This window comes from Pseudomonas citronellolis, from assembly GCF_900112375.1.
Taxonomy (GTDB): domain Bacteria; phylum Pseudomonadota; class Gammaproteobacteria; order Pseudomonadales; family Pseudomonadaceae; genus Pseudomonas; species Pseudomonas citronellolis.
The window spans coordinates 1-19,681 of sequence record NZ_FOLS01000058.1; the positions used below are offsets into that span (position 1 = coordinate 1).

Annotated in this window: 16 protein-coding genes; 9 read left to right on the top strand and 7 right to left on the bottom strand. The window is 68.2% G+C overall.

Going from position 1 to position 19,681, the window contains the following annotated elements; all coding sequences use genetic code 11:
- The first annotated feature begins 714 nt into the window (after positions 1 to 714).
- The 3 genes from BM060_RS31465 to BM060_RS31475 all read left to right on the top strand — a co-directional run bounded on the left by BM060_RS31465 (position 715) and on the right by BM060_RS31475 (position 3,805).
- Positions 715 to 1,119, top strand: coding sequence for an NINE protein (locus tag BM060_RS31465; protein ID WP_074986418.1), 405 nt, complete (start codon positions 715 to 717; stop codon positions 1,117 to 1,119).
- Positions 1,120 to 1,262: 143 nt separating this feature from the next.
- Entirely contained in the window at positions 1,263 to 2,636 is a 1,374-nt protein-coding gene (locus BM060_RS31470; protein ID WP_074986420.1) for a pyridoxal-phosphate dependent enzyme, read from the top strand.
- A complete protein-coding gene (locus BM060_RS31475; protein WP_074986422.1) occupies positions 2,633 to 3,805 on the top strand; it encodes a cystathionine gamma-synthase in 1,173 nt (390 codons plus the stop codon). Before BM060_RS31470 ends, BM060_RS31475 begins: the two co-directional genes overlap by 4 nt.
- 367 nt (positions 3,806 to 4,172) lie before the next feature.
- Here BM060_RS31475 and BM060_RS31480 read toward each other — a convergent pair whose 3' ends face one another.
- The 7 genes from BM060_RS31480 to gshB form a co-directional block, all read right to left on the bottom strand.
- A complete protein-coding gene (locus BM060_RS31480; protein ID WP_074986424.1) occupies positions 4,173 to 5,444 on the bottom strand; it encodes a dihydroorotase in 1,272 nt (423 codons plus the stop codon).
- Positions 5,441 to 6,445, bottom strand: a complete 1,005-nt coding sequence (locus tag BM060_RS31485; RefSeq protein WP_061560518.1) for an aspartate carbamoyltransferase catalytic subunit — start codon at positions 6,443 to 6,445, stop codon at positions 5,441 to 5,443. The genes BM060_RS31480 and BM060_RS31485 overlap by 4 nt, the downstream gene beginning before the upstream one ends.
- Positions 6,446 to 6,483: 38 nt before the next feature.
- Complete coding sequence (gene pyrR, locus BM060_RS31490; protein ID WP_009615244.1) at positions 6,484 to 6,993, bottom strand: bifunctional pyr operon transcriptional regulator/uracil phosphoribosyltransferase PyrR; 510 nt, start codon at positions 6,991 to 6,993, stop codon at positions 6,484 to 6,486.
- A 120-nt stretch (positions 6,994 to 7,113) separates the two neighbouring features.
- Positions 7,114 to 7,542 (bottom strand): Holliday junction resolvase RuvX, encoded by a 429-nt coding sequence (gene ruvX / locus BM060_RS31495; protein WP_074986425.1) that lies wholly within the window; start codon positions 7,540 to 7,542, stop codon positions 7,114 to 7,116.
- Positions 7,542 to 8,108 (bottom strand): YqgE/AlgH family protein, encoded by a 567-nt coding sequence (locus BM060_RS31500; protein ID WP_074986427.1) that lies wholly within the window; start codon positions 8,106 to 8,108, stop codon positions 7,542 to 7,544. The genes ruvX and BM060_RS31500 overlap by 1 nt, the downstream gene beginning before the upstream one ends.
- Before the next feature lie 50 nt (positions 8,109 to 8,158).
- Positions 8,159 to 9,052, bottom strand: a complete 894-nt coding sequence (locus tag BM060_RS31505; RefSeq protein ID WP_009615247.1) for an energy transducer TonB — start codon at positions 9,050 to 9,052, stop codon at positions 8,159 to 8,161.
- 84 nt (positions 9,053 to 9,136) lie between these two features.
- Positions 9,137 to 10,108: a glutathione synthase gene (gene gshB, locus BM060_RS31510; protein ID WP_043317848.1), complete on the bottom strand. Its 972-nt coding sequence runs from the start codon at positions 10,106 to 10,108 to the stop codon at positions 9,137 to 9,139.
- Between the two features lie 247 nt (positions 10,109 to 10,355).
- Here gshB and pilG point away from each other — a divergent pair, with 247 nt between their 5' ends.
- From pilG to BM060_RS31540, 6 genes are all read left to right on the top strand, one after another.
- Complete coding sequence (pilG, locus tag BM060_RS31515) at positions 10,356 to 10,763, top strand: twitching motility response regulator PilG (RefSeq protein WP_009615249.1); 408 nt, start codon at positions 10,356 to 10,358, stop codon at positions 10,761 to 10,763.
- A gap of 44 nt (positions 10,764 to 10,807) precedes the next feature.
- Positions 10,808 to 11,173: a twitching motility response regulator PilH gene (gene pilH / locus BM060_RS31520; protein WP_009615257.1), complete on the top strand. Its 366-nt coding sequence runs from the start codon at positions 10,808 to 10,810 to the stop codon at positions 11,171 to 11,173.
- Between the two features lie 45 nt (positions 11,174 to 11,218).
- The gene (locus BM060_RS31525; protein ID WP_009615258.1) at positions 11,219 to 11,755 is read left to right on the top strand and encodes a chemotaxis protein CheW; all 537 of its coding nucleotides are present in this window, start codon (positions 11,219 to 11,221) and stop codon (positions 11,753 to 11,755) included.
- A gap of 83 nt (positions 11,756 to 11,838) precedes the next feature.
- The gene (locus BM060_RS31530) at positions 11,839 to 13,887 is read left to right on the top strand and encodes a methyl-accepting chemotaxis protein (protein ID WP_074986429.1); all 2,049 of its coding nucleotides are present in this window, start codon (positions 11,839 to 11,841) and stop codon (positions 13,885 to 13,887) included.
- A gap of 59 nt (positions 13,888 to 13,946) precedes the next feature.
- Positions 13,947 to 14,804: a protein-glutamate O-methyltransferase gene (locus BM060_RS31535; protein WP_074986431.1), complete on the top strand. Its 858-nt coding sequence runs from the start codon at positions 13,947 to 13,949 to the stop codon at positions 14,802 to 14,804.
- A gap of 24 nt (positions 14,805 to 14,828) precedes the next feature.
- The coding region (locus BM060_RS31540) for an Hpt domain-containing protein (RefSeq protein WP_256257889.1) at positions 14,829 to 19,681 on the top strand (4,853 nt) is incomplete at its 3' end.

Sequence of the window (19,681 nt, forward strand, 5' to 3'; positions counted from 1 at the left end):
AGTTGCCTTGGCTTGGGTGTTTCTGCGCCGCACCGAGTCTGCCCGACCGTCTTGTTTCGCCCCCTCGGGCGAGTCCCTTTTGTCAAACGCCACAAAAGGAACCAAAAAGGCTTGCCCCGACATACGGGCCCGATGGAGCCGGGCTACCCTCACGAATTCCCCCGCCACGGAGGCCCGCCCCGAGGGTACGTCCCTGTAGCCCGCGGGGCTCTCGCGACATCCATGTCGCATGACCTCCTGAGCGCCGGTTTCGCTCGGCCTTCTGAAGGGGCGTTCCGGTGCGTGTGGATGCTTCTCTGGAAGTCCAAAAGCCAGAGCTGAGCCGCTTTGCTCTTCGTAGGAGCGAGCTTGCTCGCGAACCCGACCGTCACTGGGTTATTCCCCTTCGGGCCAGCGCAAGCGCTGTTCGCGATGGAGCCGCGTCCCGCGTTCGCGGGAATGACGGGGGTGGGTGAGGAGTTTCAGGATGACTCTAGATTTCCCACCCACTCCAAACGACCCCCTCTCCCTCCGGGAGAGGGCTGGGGTGAGGGAGCGGAGCCAGCCCTGGGCACCTTCGCCGACCCACCGCATCGCTTGAATGAACAGTATTACGTTCTCGGACGGGCTTTTGCCGTCCGCGGCTTTGTATTCCCCACAACTTTTCTTACAGTTGTGGCAAACCCGCCGTGACCGCGTCGGTCGAATCCAGGAATCCCCGCCAAGGAGCGCTTCATGCCCAATACCCCCGACACCCACAGCAAGGTCATCGGCTACCTGCTGTGGATCTTCGGCTTCACCGGTTCGCACCGCTTCTACTATGGCAAGCCGGTGAGCGGGACCATCTGGTTCTTCACTCTCGGGCTGTTCTTCATCGGCTGGATCATCGACCTGTTCCTGATCCCCTCGATGGACGACGAGGCCGACCTGCGCTACCGCAGCGGCGCCCTGGACTACAACGTGGCCTGGATACTGCTGACCTTCCTCGGCGTGTTCGGCGTGCACCGCATGTACATGGGCAAGTGGCTGACCGGCATCCTCTACCTGTTCACCGGCGGCCTGTTCTTCATCGGCGTGCTCTACGACTTCTGGACGCTCAACGCCCAGGTTTCCGAGCGCAACGGCCCGCAGCGGCTGTAAGCGTTCCTTGCCAGAAAGCCCGCCCTCCGGCGGGCTTTTTCGTCAGCCGGCATGGCGACGGGCGCGTCGCCGGCCTATGGTCAGGAAGACCATAAAGGCGCGCCGCCGGGCGATCCCCGCGGCGCCGACAAGGAGTGGATGCCATGAGCAACGAACTTCGTCCTGCCGTACTCGACCTGATCGGCAACACGCCGCTGGTGCAGGTCAGCCGCTTCGATACCGGCCCCTGCACCCTGTTCCTCAAGCTGGAATCGCAGAACCCCGGCGGCTCGATCAAGGACCGCATCGGCGTGGCCATGATCGAGACCGCCGAGCGCGACGGCCGCCTGCAGCCCGGCGGGACCATAGTCGAGGCCACCGCCGGCAACACCGGCCTGGGCCTGGCCCTGGTGGGCCGCGCCAAAGGCTACCGGGTAGTGCTGGTGGTGCCGGACAAGATGTCCAGCGAGAAGGTCCTGCACCTCAAGGCCATGGGCGCCGAGGTGCACATCACCCGCTCCGACGTCGGCAAGGGCCACCCGGAGTACTACCAGGACGTGGCCGCGCGCCTGGCTGCGGAAATCCCCGGGGCCTTCTTCGCCGACCAGTTCAACAACCCGGCCAACCCCCTGGCCCACGAAACCAGCACCGCCCCGGAAATCTGGCAGCAGACCGGCCATGACCTGGACGCCATCGTCGTTGGCGTCGGTTCCGCCGGCACCCTCACCGGGCTGACGCGCTTCTTCCGCCAGGTGCAGCCGAACCTGGAGATGGTCCTGGCCGACCCGGTGGGCTCGGTGATGGCCGGCTACGTGCGCGACGGTACCCTGGGCGAGGTCGGTTCCTGGGCGGTGGAAGGCATAGGTGAGGACTTCATTCCCTCCATCGCCGACCTCTCCAGCGTGCGCCACGCCTATTCCATCAGCGACGAGGAAAGCTTCGCCCACGCCCGCGAACTGCTGCGCGCCGAGGGCATTCCCGGCGGTTCCTCCACCGGCACCCTGCTGGCCGCCGCCTTGCGCTACTGCCGCGAGCAGACGCAGCCCAAGCGCGTGCTCAGCTTCGTCTGCGATACCGGCACGCGCTACCTGTCCAAGGTCTACAACGACCAGTGGATGACCGACCAGGGGTTGCTGCAACGCAAGCGCTACGGCGACCTGCGCGACATCATCGCGCGGCGCTTCGAGGAGGGCCGGGTGATCAGCGTGGGGCCGGACGACACCCTGCTCACCGCCTTCCAGCGCATGCGCCTGGCCGACGTCTCGCAACTGCCGGTGCTGGCCAACGGCAGGCTGGTCGGGGTCATCGACGAATCCGATATCCTGCTGGGCGTGCACACCGACGCCAGCCATTTTCGCCAGCCGGTGGCCAGCGCCATGACCACCCGCCTGGAAACCCTGGCCCCGGACGCCAGCCTGGCCGAACTGCAGGCCGAGCTGGACCGCGGCCTGGTCGCCATCATCGCCGACGCCTCGGGCTTCCATGGCCTGATCACCCGTTTCGACTTGCTCAACCACCTCCGGAGAACGCTCCCATGAGCCAGGATTCCAAGACCCCGCGCGGTTTCGCCACGCGGGTCATCCACGCCGGCCAGGCGCCCGACCCTTCCACCGGCGCGCTGATGCCGCCGATCTACGCCAACTCCACCTACCTGCAGGACAGCCCCGGGGTGCACAAGGGCCTGGACTACGGGCGCTCGCACAACCCCACGCGCTGGGCCCTGGAGCGCTGCGTGGCGGACCTGGAGGGCGGCACCAAGGCGTTCGCCTTCGCCTCTGGGCTGGCGGCCATCTCGGCGACCCTGGAATTGCTCGATGCCGGCTCGCACATCGTGTCCGGCAACGATATCTACGGTGGCACCTTCCGCCTGTTCGAGCGCGTGCGCCGGCGCAGCGCCGGGCACGAATTCAGCTTCGTCGACCTCACCGACATCGGCGCCATCGAAGCCGCACTGCGCCCCGAGACGCGCATGGTGTGGATCGAGACGCCGAGCAACCCGCTGCTGCGCCTGGCCGACCTGGAGGCCATCGCCCGCCTGTGCCGCAGCCGCGGCATCCTCTGCGTGGCCGACAACACCTTCGCCAGCCCGCGAATCCAGCGCCCGCTGGAACTGGGCTTCGACGTGGTGGTGCACTCGACGACCAAATACCTGAACGGCCACTCCGACGTCATCGGCGGCATCGCCGTGGTCGGCGACAACCCGGAGCTGGCCGAGCGTCTGGGCTTCCTGCAGAACGCCGTGGGCGCCATCGCCGGCCCCTTCGACGCCTTCCTCACCCTGCGCGGAGTGAAAACCCTGGCCCTGCGCATGGAACGGCACTGCGCCAACGCCCTGGAACTGGCCCAGTGGCTGGAGCGCCAGCCGCAGGTGGCGCGGGTGCACTACCCGGGCCTGCCCTCGCACCCGCAGCACGAGCTGGCCAAGCGGCAGATGAACGGCTTCGGCGGGATGATCTCGATGGACCTGGCCACTGACCTGGCCGGCTCGAAACGCTTCCTGGAGAACGTGCGCATCTTCGCCCTGGCCGAGAGCCTGGGCGGGGTGGAGAGCCTGATCGAGCATCCGGCGATCATGACCCACGCCACCATTCCGCCGGCTACCCGGGCCGAGCTGGGGATAGGCGATGCGCTGGTGCGGTTGTCGGTGGGGGTGGAGGATGTCGAGGATCTGCGTGCGGATTTGGCGCAGGCGTTGGCGACTATCTAGAGGCCGACGCTTTTCGTAGGAGCGAGCTTGCTCGCGAACGGTGCCTTCCGGCGATGCTGTGCATGAGGTCACCTCCGTCCCCTCTCCCCAGCCCTCGGCTGCGCGCCCCGCCCTGAAGGGAGAGGGGGCTTGTTCGTGCCGAGAGAAGGCCTGGTTTCAGCCGGCAGTCTCTGTGCTAGCCGGCTGACGCCAGCACATCCAACTCTGCCCAACGGTCCCCTCTCCCTTCAGGGAGAGGGTTAGGGAGAGGGCGCTCTAAAGCTCAACACCGAAAGCTCCCGGCAAGCCCTGTTCGCGAGCAAGCTCGCTCCTACAGGAAAAGAAAAAGCCCGCCGGATGGCGGGCTTGTTCTTCATGCCTGGGCAACTCAGATGGCATGCACGATATGCCCATCCACCAGCGTACAGCGCACCGCGCCCGGCAGGCAGTGGCCCATGAACGGGCTGTTCTGTCCGCGGGAGTACCAGGTCTCGCCGGCCAGGGTCTGGCCCTCGGCTTCGAACAGCACCAGGTCTGCCGCCTCGCCCACGGCTATGCGGCCGGCCGGCAGGCGCAGCGCGGCGGCCGGGCCGCTGGTCAGGCGCGCCAGCAGGGTCGGCAGGTCGAGCAGGCCGTCCTGCACCAGAGTCATGCCCAGCGGCAGCAGCAGTTCGACGCTGCTGATGCCCGGCTCGGTGTCGGCGAAGGGGGCGTTCTTGGCGTCCGCCTCGTGGGGCTGATGGTGACTGGCGATGGCTTGTATCACGCCGCTCTTCACCGCCTCGCGCAGGGCGTCGCGATCCTTGCGCGAGCGCAGCGGCGGTTGCACGTGGTAGAGGCTGGAGAAGTCGGCCAGGGCCTCGTCGGTGAGGATCAGCTGGTACAGCGCCACGTCGGCGGTCACCGGCAGGCCGCGGGCCTGGGCCTGGGCGATCATCTCCACGCCGCGGGCGCTGGTCAGCTGGCTGAAGTGCGCGCGCACGCCGCTCTGCTCCACCAGCAGCAGGTTGCGGGCCAGGGCCACGGTCTCGGCGCTCTCGGGGATGCCGGCCAGGCCGCGGAAGCTGGCGGTGGGGCCGTCGTGGGCCAGGCCGCCCTGGGCCAGTTCGGCATCCTGGGAGGTGAAGATCACCGTCAGGTCGAAGGTTGCCGCGTACTCCAGCGAGCGCAGCAGCACGCGGTTGCTGGCCAGCGGCGCCAGGCCGTTGCTGAAGGCCACGCAGCCGGCGTCGCGCAGGGCGGCCAGCTCGGACAGCTGCTCGCCGGCCAGTCCGCGGGTCAGCGCGCCTATGGGGAAGACCTTGGCGTTGCCGGCCTCGCGGGCGCGGTCGAGGATCAGCTCGGCTACTGCCGGGGTGTCCAGCACCGGCTTGGTCTGCGGCGGGCAGCACAGGCTGGTGACGCCGCCGGCGCTGGCGGCGCGGGTTTCGCTCTCGATGTTGCCCTTGCGGCTGTAGCCCGGCTCGCGCAGGGCGACGTTCAGGTCCACCAGGCCGGGCGCGGCGATCAGGCCGGCGGCGTCCAGCTCCTGGGCAGCGTGGAAATCGGCCGGGGCCTGGCCCAGGGCGATGATCCTGCCGGCTTCTATATGGACGTCGCAGACCTGGTCCAGGCCGCTGGCCGGGTCGATGACGCGGGCGCCGTGAATGCTGACGGTCATTGCGCGTCCTCCTGTTCCAGCTGGCGTTGGGCGTTCTGCCCGCTCATGGCCATGGACAGCACGGCCATGCGGATGGCGATCCCGTAGGTCACCTGGTTGAGGATCACCGACTGCTCGCCGTCGGCCACCGCGGATTCGATCTCCACGCCGCGGTTGATCGGCCCCGGGTGCATGACGATGGCATCGGGCTTGGCCAGCTTCAGGCGCTTCTGGGTCAGGCCGTAGAGCTTGAAGAACTCGCCTTCGCTGGGCAGCAGGCCGCCCTGCATGCGCTCGCGCTGCAGGCGCAGCATGATGACCACGTCGACGTCCTTGAGGCCTTCGTTGGCGTCGGTGAACACCTTCACCCCGTAGACCTCCTCCAGGCCGATCGGCAGCAGGGTGCGCGGGGCGATGACGCGGATGTCCGGGCAGCCGAGGATCTTCAGCGCCAGCATGTTCGAGCGCGCCACCCGCGAGTGCAGGACGTCGCCGACGATGGCCACCGAGAGGTTCTCGAAGCTGCCCTTGTGGCGGCGGATGGTGAGCATGTCGAGCATGCCCTGGGTCGGGTGCCCGTGGCGGCCGTCACCGCCGTTGATCACAGCCACCCTGGGGCTGACGTGCTCGGCGATGAAGTGCGCCGCGCCCGAGTCGCTGTGGCGCACGACGAACATGTCGGCGGCCATGGCCTCGAGGTTGCGCAGGGTGTCGGTGAGGGTCTCGCCCTTGCTGGTCGAGGAGGTCGACACGTTCAGCGTGATGACGTCGGCGGACAGGCGCTGGGCGGCCAGTTCGAAGGTGGTGCGGGTGCGCGTGGAGTTCTCGAAGAACACGTTGCACACGGTCTTGCCGCGCAGCAGCGGGACCTTCTTCACCGCGCGCGCGCCGACTTCGAGGAAGGAGTCGGCGGTGTCGAGGATTTCGGTCAGCAGCTCGCGGGGCAATCCGTCGAGCGAGAGGAAGTGGCGCAGCTGGCCCTGGTCGTTGAGCTGCAGCGGGCGCTTGGCGTCTGTCGGCATGGGGCAGGCCCTGAAATGTGGAGAGGTGGCGCGCGCGTTCAGAGCGCGCTGATAAGGGTGCGCTCGAGGACGAGTGGTGCGGGACCGCGCAATTTTACCCTTTCATTGGGGGCCAGCGACAGGGTCTGACCGACCACGTCGGGGCGGATCGGCAGTTCCCGGGCGTTCAGGTCCAGCAGGCAGACCAGGGTCACGCTGGCCGGGCGGCCGTAGTCGAACAGCTCGTTGAGCGCGGCGCGGATGGTGCGGCCGCTCATCAGCACGTCGTCGACCAGGACCAGGTGCTGGCCGTCGATCTCGAACGGCAGTTCCGACGGACGGACCTGCGGGTGCAGGCCGCTGCGGGTGAAGTCGTCGCGGTAGAAGGAGACGTCGAGGATGCCGAGGATCTCCTCGCTGTGCAGTTCCTTGAGCAGGGCCTGGGCGACCCAGATGCCGCCGGTGTGGATGCCGACGAAGCGCGGCGTGTCTATGCCGCGCTCGGCGAGGTGGTTGCGCAGGTCGGTGGCCATGCGCGGCAGGAGTTCGGCGGGACTGGGCAGGTTCATGACATCTCCTGGATGACTCGTGGCGGTCCAGGCTGGGCCGCCGTGGATTCCTCGGGCGCCCGTGTGCGGCGGGTACCCGCTCAAGATTAGCGCGTGTGCTGCGGCCGGCACTGCCGCAGGTCAAGCGCCGCCGTGGGCCTCCAGCCAGCCCTCGAGCAGCAGGGCCGCGGCCAGGGCGTCCACCGGGCGTTCGCGGTAGCCGTCGCGCTGGCCCTGGGCCAGGCGCTCGCCCTTGGCGGCGTAGGTGGTCAGGCGCTCGTCGTGGGTGTGCACCGGCAGGTTGTAGCGGCCGTGCAGGCGGCGGGCGAACTTCTCGGCGCGCTCGCTCATCTCGCTGGGCGTGCCGTCCATGTTCAGCGGCAGGCCGACGACGATGGCGTCCGGTTGCCATTCCTTGATCAGCGCCTCGACGCGGTTCCAGTCCGGCACGCCGTTCTGTGCTTTGAGCACGCAGAGTTCGCGGGCTTGGCCGGTGACCGCCTGGCCGACGGCGACGCCGATCTGCTTGGTGCCGTAGTCGAAGCCCAGCAGCAGGCGCGGCGCGGCCATCAGGCGTGCCCGGCCTGGGCGGTGAGCAGGCTGAGATTGATCCCCAGGCGCTGCGCGGCGGCGGCCAGGCGCTGCTCGGCGGGCACGTCGAAGAGCACCTCCAGGTCGGCCGGGCAGGTCAGCCAGGCGTTGTCGGCCAGCTCGGCTTCCAGCTGGCCGGCTTCCCAGCCGGCGTAGCCGAGGGCGATGACGCTCTGCGCGGGGCCGCTGCCGTCGGCGATGGCGAAGAGCACGTCCTGGGAGGTGGAGAGGTTCAGCTCGCCCAGCTCCAGGGTGGCCTGGAACAGTTGCCCGGCCGGGTGCAGGACGAAGCCGCGGTCGGTCTGCACCGGGCCGCCGCTGTAGACGGTGATGCCCTGGCAGCGCGCCGGCGGCAGGGGCTCGGGGCGCAGTTGCTCGAGCACGTCGCTGAGGTTCAGGCCGCTGGGGCGGTTGATCACCAGGCCCATGGCGCCCTGCTCGTTGTGCTCGACCAGGTAGGTCAGGGTCTGGGCGAAATTGGGATCGGCCATGTGCGGCATGGCGATCAGGAAATGGTGCTTGAGGTAGGTGGGCGCTGTGTTCATGGCGCTAGTTTCAGGCTTGGGCGCGCGGCCTGCAAGCCGCCCGGAAGGGGCTATCGACTCGACAGGCGGTCGCCGCGCTCGAAGCGCCAGGTGCGGATGATTTCCAGGCGGTCGATGTCCGCCAGGTCGCCGCTGAACGGGGCGAAGGGCGCGGCCAGGCGGACGATGCGCTGGGCGGCCTGGTCGAGCAGAGGCTGCCCGGAGGATTCCAGCACCTGCACCTCGTACAGCGAGCCGTCGCGGTTGATCGACACCAGCAGCCGCAGGCTGCCGTAGATGCGCTGGCGGCGGGCCTCGTCGGGGTAGTTGAGGTTGCCGATGCGCTCGATCTTCTTGCGCCACTCCTCCTTGTACCAGGCGCCTTTGTCGCGCATGGTCGAGGCGGCGGTCAGGCGGTGGATGCGCGGGCGCTTGGCGTAGGCCTGGCGCTCCTTGGCCAGGTCCGCCTCGAGGCTGGAGATTTCCGCCGACAGCTGGCTGGAGTCGAACTGCGGCGCCGGCTGGGCGACCTGCTCGGCCTTGGGCTTCTGCGGCTTGGCCTGGACCTTCTGCGGCTTCGGCGCCTTGGTGGCCACGGCGGTCTTCGGCGATTCCGCCTCCTTGGCCTGCTTCGGCGTCGGCGGCGGGGCGACCTTCTTCGCCTCGCTGTCCTGGAACGGCGCCTGCTCGGTGGTCTTGGGGATGGCCTTGTGCTCGAGGGTGCCGCTGCCTTCCTGGTTCATCTGCGCCAGGTAGTCGGCCTTCTCCGGCTTCTTCTCGCTCTTGAAGGTGGCCAGGGTGATTTCCAGCGTCTTGCTCAGCTGGCTCGGGTGGGGCATGGAGAAGCCCACGCCGAGGATCAGCGCCACATGCAGCACCGCCGCCACGAACAGGGTGAAGCCCAGGCGGTCCGCCGGGCGGACGCCGGAGGACGGGAAGGCTTGGGGGGAGGTTGCAGCGTTCATTGCATATAGGGTTGGCCGGGGTGGGCGAAGTCTGCTTTCCCCGGCCGCCGCCTGCAAGCGGCAAGCGTCAAGTTGTCGGCTGCGTCAAACTTGCGCCGCCGCCGCGCGGGCCTTGAGCTTGCCCTCGATGGCGTCCATCAGGCGCTCGCCGATGCGGGTGTCGTAGGCCTTGTCGATCTCGCGGATGCAGGTCGGGCTGGTGACGTTGATCTCGGTGAGGTAGTCGCCGATCACGTCCAGGCCGACGAACAGCAGGCCGCGCTCGCGCAACTGCGGACCGACCTGCTGGGCGATCCAGCGGTCGCGCTCGGTCAGCGGCTGGGCCACGCCGCGGCCGCCGGCGGCGAGGTTGCCGCGCGTCTCGCCCTGGGCCGGGATGCGCGCCAGGCAGTATTCCACCGGCTCGCCGTCGATCATCAGGATGCGCTTGTCGCCGTCCTTGATCTCCGGGATGTAGCGCTGTGCCATGATCTGCTGGTGGCCGTGCAGGGTCAGGGTCTCGAGGATCACCGAGAGGTTCGGGTCGCCCTCGCGGTGGCGGAAGATCATGGTGCCGCCCATGCCTTCGAGGGGTTTGAGAATGATGTCACGATGTTCGGCGGCGAACTCGCGCAGAATGTCGGCGCGCCGTGTGACCAGTGTCGGCGGCGTGCACTGCGGGAACAGCGTGGCGAAGAACTTCTCGTTGCAGTCGCGCAGGCTCTGCGGGCGGTTCACCACCAGGGTGCCGGCGCGCTCGGCCTGTTCCAGCAGGTAGGTGGAATAGATGTACTCGTTGTTGAAGGGCGGGTCCTTGCGCATCAGGATCACGTCCAGCTCGGCGAGCGGCAGGTCGATCTCCTGGTCCAGTTCGTACCAGCGCTCGGCGTCGTCGAAGACCTTCAGGGGGCGAATCTTGGCCCGTGCGGCGTTCGCTTTCTGGTAAAGATCCTGTTGTTCCATGTAGAACAGCGTCCAGCCACGGGCCTGGGCCGCCAGCAGCATCGCCAGGGAGCTGTCCTTCTTGAAGTTGATGCTCGCGATGGGGTCCATCACGATGCCCAGGCGTACGCTCATGGGGAGTCCTCCGAAAGGGGGTGGTGCGGCGACGAACCGCGCCGAAAAGGGCGGAAAAGGATGCTCAGGGTGGCGCCGGATATGTGCCCGGTCAAGGAAAAAGCCAGCGCATCCGGGGTGTTATGGATGGATGCGGGAGAGTGTGCTAAAAGACTCCGACGATTGGGTCGCAGCCCGAACGGTGGCAGGGCGTCAGCGCACTGAATATAAGACAGTAACGATTCACCGAGATGGTAAAAGGGCGAACATGGAACAGCATTCCGATGGTTTGAAGGTGATGGTCATCGACGATTCCAAGACGATCCGTCGTACCGCCGAAACCCTGCTCAAGAAAGTCGGCTGCGATGTCATCACGGCCATCGATGGCTTCGACGCGCTGGCGAAGATCGCCGACACCCATCCGAACATCATCTTCGTCGACATCATGATGCCTCGGCTCGACGGCTATCAGACCTGCGCCCTGATCAAGAACAACAGCGCCTTCAAATCCACCCCGGTGATCATGCTGTCCTCCAAGGACGGCCTGTTCGACAAGGCCAAGGGTCGTATCGTCGGCTCCGACCAGTACCTCACCAAGCCCTTCAGCAAGGAAGAGCTGCTCGGCGCCATCAAGACCCACGTGCCCGACTTCACCCCGGTGGAGCAAGCTTCCTGATGTCCGGCCCTGCGTGCCGGTGATGCCTTTTCCTGGGGGACCCCATGGCTCGAATCCTCATTGTTGATGACTCTCCGACCGAGATGTACAAGCTGACCGCGATGCTGGAGAAGCATTCGCACCAGGTGCTCAAGGCGGAGAACGGCGCCGACGGCGTCGCCCTGGCCCGGCAGGAGAAGCCGGACGTGGTCCTGATGGACATCGTCATGCCCGGGCTGAACGGCTTCCAGGCCACCCGGCAGTTGTCCAAGGACCCGGAGACCAGCGCCATCCCGGTCATCATCGTCACCACCAAGGACCAGGAGACCGACAAGGTCTGGGGCAAGCGCCAGGGCGCTCGCGACTACCTGACCAAGCCGGTCGACGAAGAAACGCTGCTCAAGACCATCAATGCGGTACTCGCCGGCTGACGCCGGGCGGGGCCCGAATAACTATTAGAAAAGGCCAGGGCCGGCATGTCTGAAGTCCAGAGTCCCTTCCAGCTTCTCGTCGAGATCGATCAGCGCTGCCGTCGCCTGGCTGCCGGCCTGCCGGCGCAGCGCGAGGTCGTGCAGAGCTGGAACGGCATCGGCTTCCGCATGGCCGGCCGCCTGTTCGTGGCGCCCATGGGGGAGGTCGGCGAAGTGCTCCACGAGCCGCGCTACACCCTGTTGCCCGGCGTGCGCGAGTGGGTCCGGGGCGTGGCCAACGTCCGCGGTCGGCTGCTGCCGATCATGGACCTGTGCGGATTTCTCGGCGCGGAGCTGTCGCCGTTGCGCAAGCAGCGCCGCGTGCTGGTGGTAGAACACGGGGAGGTGTTCGCCGGGCTCATCGTCGATGAGGTCCTGGGCATGCAGCACTTCCCGGTGGATGCCTTCAGCGAGCAGTTGCCGCCCCTGGAGGCGGCCCTGCAACCCTTTGTTCATGGCGTATTCCATCGAGAGCAGCCCTGGCTGGTATTCAGCCCGCATGCCCTGGCGCAGCACCCGGGCTTCCTCGACGTCGCCAGCTAGTTGAAACCGGTTGGGTCGGGAACTTCCGGCCCGTGTCGTGACATGGAAACCGAAATCGTGGTGGGTCCAGGCGGGGGCCGTATATGAAGAAAATCAAGACAGGCAATCTCTTTGCGGGGACGCGCAGCAGTTCACTGATCGCGGGGCTGTTCATCGTCCTGATCGTCTCGATCGTGCTGCTGTTCGCCAACTTCGCCTACCTCAACACCCAGTCGAACCACGACAAGCAGTACATCGGCCATGCCGGCGAACTGCGCGTGCTGTCGCAGCGGATCGCCAAGAACGCCACCGAAGCGGCGGCGGGCAAGAGCGAGGCGTTCAAGTCGCTGAAGGACGCCCGCAACGACTTCGAGAAGCGCTGGAACGTGCTGCTCAAGGGTGACGAGAGCACCGGCCTGCCGCCGAGCCCGGCCGCCGTGCAGACGCAGATGGCCGACGTGCAGAAGGACTGGGACCTGCTGCGCAAGAACACCGACTCCATCCTCGCCAGCGAACAGACCGTGCTCTCGCTGCACCAGGTGGCCGCGACCCTCGCCGAGACCATCCCGCAGCTGCAGGTGACCTACGAGGAAGTGGTGGACATCCTCCTGGAAAGCGGCGCGCCGGCCGACCAGGTCGCCGTGGCCCAGCGCCAGTCGCTGCTCGCCGAACGTATCCTCGGCTCGGTGAACAAGGTGCTCGCCGGCGACGAGAACTCGGTGCAGGCCGCCGACAGCTTCGGCCGCGACGCCAGCCTGTTCGGCCGGGTGCTCAAGGGCATGAAGGAAGGCAACGCGGCGATGAGCATCTCCAAGGTGACCAACGCCGAGGCGGTGGATCGCCTCAACGAGGTTTCCGAGCTGTTCGAGTTCGTTTCCGGCTCGGTGGACGAGATCCTCGAGACCTCGCCGGAACTGTTCCAGGTCCGCGAGTCCGCCAACACCATCTTCAGCAGCTCGCAGACCCTGCTGGACAAGGCCTCCAAGCTGGCCGACGGCTTCGAGAACCTGGCCGGCGGCCGGCACCTGAACCAGGTGGCGAGCGTCGCGCTGGGCATCCTCGCCCTCGGCTCGATCATCCTCATCGGCCTGGTGATGGTCCGCGAGACCAACCGCCGGCTGGCCGAGACCGCAGAGAAGAACGAACGCAACCAGGCGGCGATCCTGCGGCTGCTCGACGAGATCGCCGACCTCGCCGACGGTGACCTGACCGTGGCCGCGACCGTGACCGAGGACTTCACCGGCGCCATCGCGGACTCCATCAACTACTCCATCGACCAGCTCCGTGAGCTGGTGGAAACCATCAACCTCACCGCCGTGCAGGTGGCCGCCGCCGCCCAGGAAACCCAGGCCACGGCGATGCACCTGGCCGAGGCCTCCGAGCACCAGGCCCAGGAAATCGCCGGCGCCTCCGCGGCGATCAACGAAATGGCCGTGTCCATCGACCAGGTATCGGCGAACGCCAGCGAATCCTCCGCGGTGGCGGAACGTTCCGTGGCCATCGCCAACAAGGGCAACGAGGTGGTGCACAACACCATCACCGGCATGGACAACATCCGCGAACAGATCCAGGACACCTCCAAGCGGATCAAGCGCCTGGGCGAGTCGTCCCAGGAGATCGGCGACATCGTCAGCCTGATCAACGACATCGCCGACCAGACCAACATCCTCGCCCTGAACGCCGCGATCCAGGCGTCCATGGCCGGTGACGCGGGCCGCGGCTTCGCCGTGGTGGCGGACGAGGTACAGCGCCTGGCGGAACGTTCCTCCGCCGCGACCAAGCAGATCGAGGCGCTGGTGAAGACCATTCAGACCGACACCAACGAGGCGGTGATCTCCATGGAGCAGACCACCTCCGAAGTGGTCCGCGGCGCCCGCCTGGCGCAGGACGCCGGTGTGGCCCTGGAAGAGATCGAGAAGGTATCCAAGACCCTGGCGGCGCTGATCCAGAACATCTCCAACGCCGCCCGTCAGCAGGCGTCGTCCGCCGGCCACATTTCCAACACCATGAACGTGATCCAGGAGATCACCTCGCAGACTTCCGCCGGTACCACCGCCACTGCGCGCAGCATCGGCAACCTGGCGAAGATGGCGAGCGAGATGCGCAACTCGGTATCCGGCTTCAAACTGCCGGACCTGGCAGAACAGGCCTGAGCGGAGGTGCGCGGGGCTGAAGGGCACCGCGCACGACAGTCTTGAGCGAGAGGCGCGACATGCAGGCAACTGGCGTCTGGTCGTTGCAGCCGTTGGCCGACATGTCGGCGGCGGAGTTCCGCGACTGGCAGGCTCTGCTGGAAGAACGCACCGGCGTTGTAGTCAACGAACAGCGCCGGACCTTCCTGCAGACCAGCCTGGGCGCGCGCATGCGCGAACTGGGCATCGGCGACTACGCCAGCTACTACCGCCAGGTCACCGACGGCCCGCGGGGCGCGGTGGAGTGGTCGAACCTGCTGGACCGCCTGACCGTCCAGGAAACCCGCTTCTTCCGCCACCTTCCGTCCTTCGAGCTGCTCGCCGGCTACGTCCGCGAGCGCCTGCCGGCGCTGGGGCGGCCGCTGGCGCTGTGGAGCGTGGGCTGTTCCAGCGGCGAGGAGCCGTACTCGCTGGCCATGGTGGTCGCCGAGGCGCTGCGCGAGCTGGAACTGCCGTCGCTGTACGGGGTGAGCGGCACCGATATTAGCCTCAGCGCCCTGGGCAAGGCCCGCGAGGCGCTGTACCCGGCGCGCAAGCTGGCGGATGTCGAGGACGAACTGCGGCAACGCTATTTCCGGGAAGAGGCCGACGGCCGCTACCGGGTTCGACCCGAGCTGGCCGAGCGGGTGTGCTGTACGCGATTGAACGTGCTGGACCTGGGGCAGGCGCCCATGTCCGGCCTGGACGTGATCTTCTGTCAGAACCTGTTGATCTACTTCCGCCGCTGGCGGCGCCGGGACATCCTCAACCGCCTGGCCGAGCGCCTGGCGCCGGGTGGGCTGCTGGTGATAGGCGTTGGCGAGGTTGCCGAATGGCAGCACCCGGACCTGGTGCCGGTGGCCGACGAGCGGGTTCTGGCCTTTACCCGGAAGGGATGACACAGACACATGAGTGGAGTGGCTATGGGTGATCGGCACGATTATGTCGCCCTGGAATGGGTGAAAGGCGAGATCGCCGAGACCCTCAAGCAGGCGCGGCAGGCCCTGGAGGCGTTCGTCGAGAATCCGCAGGACCCCACGCGCATGGGTTTCTGCCTGGCCCACGTCCACCAGGTGCGGGGCACCCTGCAGATGGTGGAGTTCTATGGCGCCGCCCTGCTCGCCGAGGAAATGGAGCAGCTCACCCAGGCGCTGATCGACCAGCGCGTGCCCAGCCAGGGCGAGGCCCTGGAAGTGCTGATGCAGGCCATCCTGCAACTGCCGGTGTACCTGGACCGTATCCAGAGCGCGCGCCGCGACCTGCCGATGGTGGTGCTGCCGCTGCTCAACGACCTGCGCGCCGCCCGCGGCGAGAAGCTGCTTTCGGAAACCAGCCTGTTCGCCCCCGACCTGTCCGGCGGCAAGCCGCTGCTGCCCCACGACGCCCTGGCGCGCCTGCGCACCTCCGAGCTGCCGACGCTGCTGCGCAAGCTGCGGCAGATGCTGCAGGTGGCGCTGGTCGGGGTGATCCGCAACCAGGACCTGCCGACCAACCTGGGCTACATGGCGCGGGTCTTCGCCCGCCTCGAATCGCTGTGCAAGGAGGCCCCGCTGGGCCGCCTGTGGACCATCGCCTCGGCCATGGTCGAGGGCCTGGCCAACGGCAGCATCGCCAATGGCACCACGGTGCGCAACCTGCTGCGCCAGGTCGACCGCGAGTTCAAGCGCCTGGTCGAGGAGGGCGCCGACGGGATGAACCAGGCGGCGCCCGACGAGTTGGTGAAGAACCTGCTGTTCTATGTGGCCAAGGCGTCCGATCAGTCGCCCAAGGTGCGCGAGGTCAAGGACGAGTACCGCCTCGACGAGGCGCTGCCCGGCGCCGCCGTGGTGGACGAGGAACGCGCCCGCCTGGCCGGCCCGGACCGCGACGCCATGCGCTCGGTGGTCGGCGCCCTGTGCGAGGAACTGGTGCGGGTCAAGGACAGCCTCGACCTCTTCGTGCGCAGCGACCGCTCCGCGGTGGCGGACCTCCAGGCCCTGGTGACGCCGCTCAAGCAGATCGCCGACACCCTGGCGGTGCTCGGCTTCGGCCAGCCGCGCCGGGTGATCCTCGACCAGCTCGAAGTGGTCGGCGCCCTGGCCGACGGGCGTCGCGAACCCAGCGACGCCACCCTGATGGACGTCGCCGGCGCGCTGCTCTACGTCGAGGCCACCCTGGCCGGCATGGCCGGGCCCAGCGAGGAACATGGCGACGAGGAGAGCCGCCTGCCGACCACCGACGTGGCGCAGATCCACCAGGTGGTGATCAAGGAGGCGCGCAACGGCCTGGAGCTGGCCAAGGACGCCATCATCGAGTTCATCGCCTCGCAGTGGAACCACGAGCACCTGGCGCGGGTGCCGGAACTGTTGACCCAGGTCCGTGGCGGCCTGGAAATGATCGACCAGGGGCGCGCGGCCCGGCTGCTGGAGGCCTGCAACCGCTACATCCAGGAACAGCTGCTGGCACGCCAGGCGGTGCCGGACTGGCACAGCCTGGACACCCTGGCCGACGCCATCACCGGCGTCGAGTACTACCTCGAACGCCTTTCCGAGGACCAGGGCAGCTCCGGCGAGCTGATCCTCGACGTCGCCGAGGAGAGCCTGGAACAGCTGGGCTATCCGCTCAAGTCGCGGCCTTCCATCCTCGACATGCCGACGCCCGACGCCCCGGCGGACGAGGCGCTGGCGGAAATCGACCTGCTGGCGACCAGCGCCGCCGCCGACGTGCTGGCGGAACAGGGCGTCGTCGACGAGCTGCAGGCGCCGGACGACATAGTGCCCGAGGCCGCCCAGGCCTTCGCCGCCGAGCCCGGCTGGGAACCGGCCAATGCCGGCGATCTCGCCCAGCCCGGCGACGAGCTGGCCTGGGACCTGCCGGCCACCGAGGAAGCGGCGCCGATCCGCGAAGACGTCGAGGCGCCGTTGCTGGTCTCCGACGACAACTGGACCCTGGCCGAGCCCGAGACACCGGCGCTCGACGATGCCGGCGTCGACTTCAGCCTGGACGCGCCGCTGGAATCGCCCGCCGATCCGGTGGAGCCGAGCTGGTCGCTGGACGAGAGCCTGTCCCTGGACAGCCTGGAGCCGCTGCCCGGCTCCGAAGTGGCGCCCGCAGCCCCGGGCCTGGCGGCCGCAGGCGATTCCTGGACCCTCGACGACCTGCCGGCCCTGGATGCCGCCGCGAGCCCCGCAGCCGCGGAAGGCGAAATCCAGTGGACGCTGGACGAAGAACCCCCCTCCACCTCCGACACCTCGTGGAGCCTGGAGGACCTGCCGTCACTGGATGCCGGTGCCGAGCCGGAAGCCACTCCGTCGGCGCCGGCCAGCGAACTCGAATGGGACCTGGCGTTCGACGCGCCGCAACCCGGTGATAGCGCACCGGGCCTGGGCGAGTGGAGCCTGGAACCCCTCGCCGACGAGCCGCCGGCGAGCGACGAACTGTCCGCGCTGGAGCTGGATGCCCCGTTCGATGCGCCTGAGTCATCTCTGGAAGAGCTGCCCGAGCTAGCGGCCCTGGACCTCGACGAGGCTCCGGCCAGCGAGCAGCCCAGCGCCGCGGACCAGGCCTGGGAAGACCTGGACATGGCCGCGCTGGACCTGCCCGAGGTCGAGCTGCCGTCACCGCCGATCGAGCCCGAGGCCGAGCCGGAGGAGGCGAAGCCGCTGTCCCTGGCCGAGGTGATGGCCACCCCGGCCCAGGCGATCAACCCGCCGGCCCGCGAGGTGCCGCCCAGCCTGCTGCCGCCGCCGGCCGACGAGGAACCGGTGGACGAGGAGCTGCGCGAGGTCTTCATCGAAGAGGCCGGCGAGGTCCTGGAAACCATCAACGAATACCTGCCGCGCTGGCAGGCCGACGTCGACGATCGCGAAGCGCTGACCGAGATCCGCCGCGCCTTCCACACCCTCAAGGGCAGCGGGCGCATGGTCCGGGCGCTGGTGGTCGGCGAACTGGCCTGGTCCATCGAGAACCTGCTCAACCGCGTGCTCGACCGCAGCATCGCGGCCAGCGCGCCGGTGCTGCAGGTGATCGGCGACGTGGTGGCCCTGATGCCGTCGCTGGTGGACGAGTTCGCCGCCAGCGCGCAGCGTCAGCGCGACGACGTCGACCAACTCGCCGCCACCGCCCACGCCCTGGCCAAGGGCGAACCGGTGCCGCCGCCGGAAGGCGGGGAAACACCGGCGATCGAAGAAGTGGCACTGGAGCCGGCGGTCGAAGCCGCGGCCCTGGACGAAGGCCTCGACCCGCAGCTGCTGGAAATCTTCCGCAACGAGGCCGAGACCCACCTGGAAACCCTCGGCGGCTTCCTCGCCGACTGTGACCGCGAGCTGCCCCAGCCGGTCACCGACGACCTGCAGCGTGCCCTGCATACCCTCAAGGGCAGCGCGCACATGGCCGGCATCCTGCCGATCGCGGAAATCGCCACGCCGCTGGAGCGGCTGGTGAAGGAGTTCAAGACCAACCTGCTGCAGGTCGACCTGCGCGAGGCCGAGCTGCTGCGCGAGGCCGAGCGCCTGCTCAGAGTGGGTCTGCAACAACTGGACGCCGGCCGTCCGCTGGCGCACATCGACGGCGGCGACGAGTTGCTGCAGCGCATCGCCCAGGTCCAGCAGGAGCGCCTGGAGGCCGCGGAGGCCAAGCGTCGCGGCGAAAGCGGCGAGAGTGGCGGCGATCCGCAGATGCTCAGCCTGTTCCTCGCCGAGGGCATGAACATCCTGCTGGACGCCGAGGACCTGCTCGGCCGCTGGCGCGAACATCCCCATGAAGGCCAGGAACTGGGCGCCCTGCACGAGGAGCTGGCGACACTGGCCAAGGGCGCGCAGCACGCCGAGCTGCCGCAGATGGCCGAACTCTGCGAGGCGCTGCTGGCCGTCTACGGCGCGGTGCAACAGGGCCGGCTGGCGGTGAGCGACGACTTCTTCGGCGCCGCCGAAGATGCCCACGAGGCGCTGATCGGCATGATGGACCAGGTGGCCGCGGCGTTGCAGGTCAGCGCCTGCCCGCAACAGGTCGAGGCCCTGCAGCGCCTGCTCCAGGCGCCCGCCGTGGAGGCCGATGAGGCACCCGAGCCGGTGCAGGCGGAGGCCGACGGCGAGAGCGATTTCATCGACCTCGACCAGCTCACCGCCGACGACTTCCCGCTGGAGGACGAAGAGCTGCTGCTCGACCGCCCCACCGCGCCGGAAGACCTGCCCGAAGGCCTGAAATGGCCGGCGGCGCCGCCCGCCGAGGCGCAGGAGCCCACGCCGGTCGAGCCGGAGAACGTTCGCGCGGCCGTCCCCGCGCAGACGCTGGACGAGGAAATGGTGGCGATCTTCCTCGAAGAGGCCGTGGACATCCTCGACAGCGCCGGCCAGGCCCTGACGCAGTGGGCCCAGGCCCCGGACGTGCCGGCCCCGCTGTCCACCCTGCAGCGCGACCTGCACACCCTCAAGGGTGGCGCGCGCATGGCCGAGATCCGCGAGATCGGTGACCTCTCCCATGAACTGGAATCGCTCTACGAGGGCCTGCTCGATGGCCGCTTCCAGGCCAACCCGGGCCTTGTCGGGCTGCTCCAGGCCTGCCACGACTGCCTGGCGCAGCAGCTCGACCAGCTGCAGGCCGGGCAGCCGCTGACCGATCCGGACGCCCTGATCCAACGTATCCGCGCCTTCCGCCAGAACCCCGAGTCGGCCTTGACCGCCGCGCCGGCCGAGCAGCAGCCTGAAGCCGAAGCCGAAGCCGAAGCCGAAGCCGAAGCCGAAGCCGAAGCCGAAGCCGAAGCCGAAGCCGAAGCCGAAGCCGAAGCCGAAGCCGAAGC

Coding starts and splice junctions, on each gene's coding strand:
- BM060_RS31465 (WP_074986418.1), top strand. CDS start 715: ATGCCCAATACCCCCGACACCCACAGCAAGGTCATCGGCTACCTGCTG.
- BM060_RS31470 (WP_074986420.1), top strand. CDS start 1,263: ATGAGCAACGAACTTCGTCCTGCCGTACTCGACCTGATCGGCAACACG.
- BM060_RS31475 (WP_074986422.1), top strand. CDS start 2,633: ATGAGCCAGGATTCCAAGACCCCGCGCGGTTTCGCCACGCGGGTCATC.
- BM060_RS31480 (WP_074986424.1), bottom strand. CDS start 5,444: ATGACCGTCAGCATTCACGGCGCCCGCGTCATCGACCCGGCCAGCGGC.
- BM060_RS31485 (WP_061560518.1), bottom strand. CDS start 6,445: ATGCCGACAGACGCCAAGCGCCCGCTGCAGCTCAACGACCAGGGCCAG.
- pyrR (WP_009615244.1), bottom strand. CDS start 6,993: ATGAACCTGCCCAGTCCCGCCGAACTCCTGCCGCGCATGGCCACCGAC.
- ruvX (WP_074986425.1), bottom strand. CDS start 7,542: ATGGCCGCGCCGCGCCTGCTGCTGGGCTTCGACTACGGCACCAAGCAG.
- BM060_RS31500 (WP_074986427.1), bottom strand. CDS start 8,108: ATGAACACAGCGCCCACCTACCTCAAGCACCATTTCCTGATCGCCATG.
- BM060_RS31505 (WP_009615247.1), bottom strand. CDS start 9,052: ATGAACGCTGCAACCTCCCCCCAAGCCTTCCCGTCCTCCGGCGTCCGC.
- gshB (WP_043317848.1), bottom strand. CDS start 10,108: ATGAGCGTACGCCTGGGCATCGTGATGGACCCCATCGCGAGCATCAAC.
- pilG (WP_009615249.1), top strand. CDS start 10,356: ATGGAACAGCATTCCGATGGTTTGAAGGTGATGGTCATCGACGATTCC.
- pilH (WP_009615257.1), top strand. CDS start 10,808: ATGGCTCGAATCCTCATTGTTGATGACTCTCCGACCGAGATGTACAAG.
- BM060_RS31525 (WP_009615258.1), top strand. CDS start 11,219: ATGTCTGAAGTCCAGAGTCCCTTCCAGCTTCTCGTCGAGATCGATCAG.
- BM060_RS31530 (WP_074986429.1), top strand. CDS start 11,839: ATGAAGAAAATCAAGACAGGCAATCTCTTTGCGGGGACGCGCAGCAGT.
- BM060_RS31535 (WP_074986431.1), top strand. CDS start 13,947: ATGCAGGCAACTGGCGTCTGGTCGTTGCAGCCGTTGGCCGACATGTCG.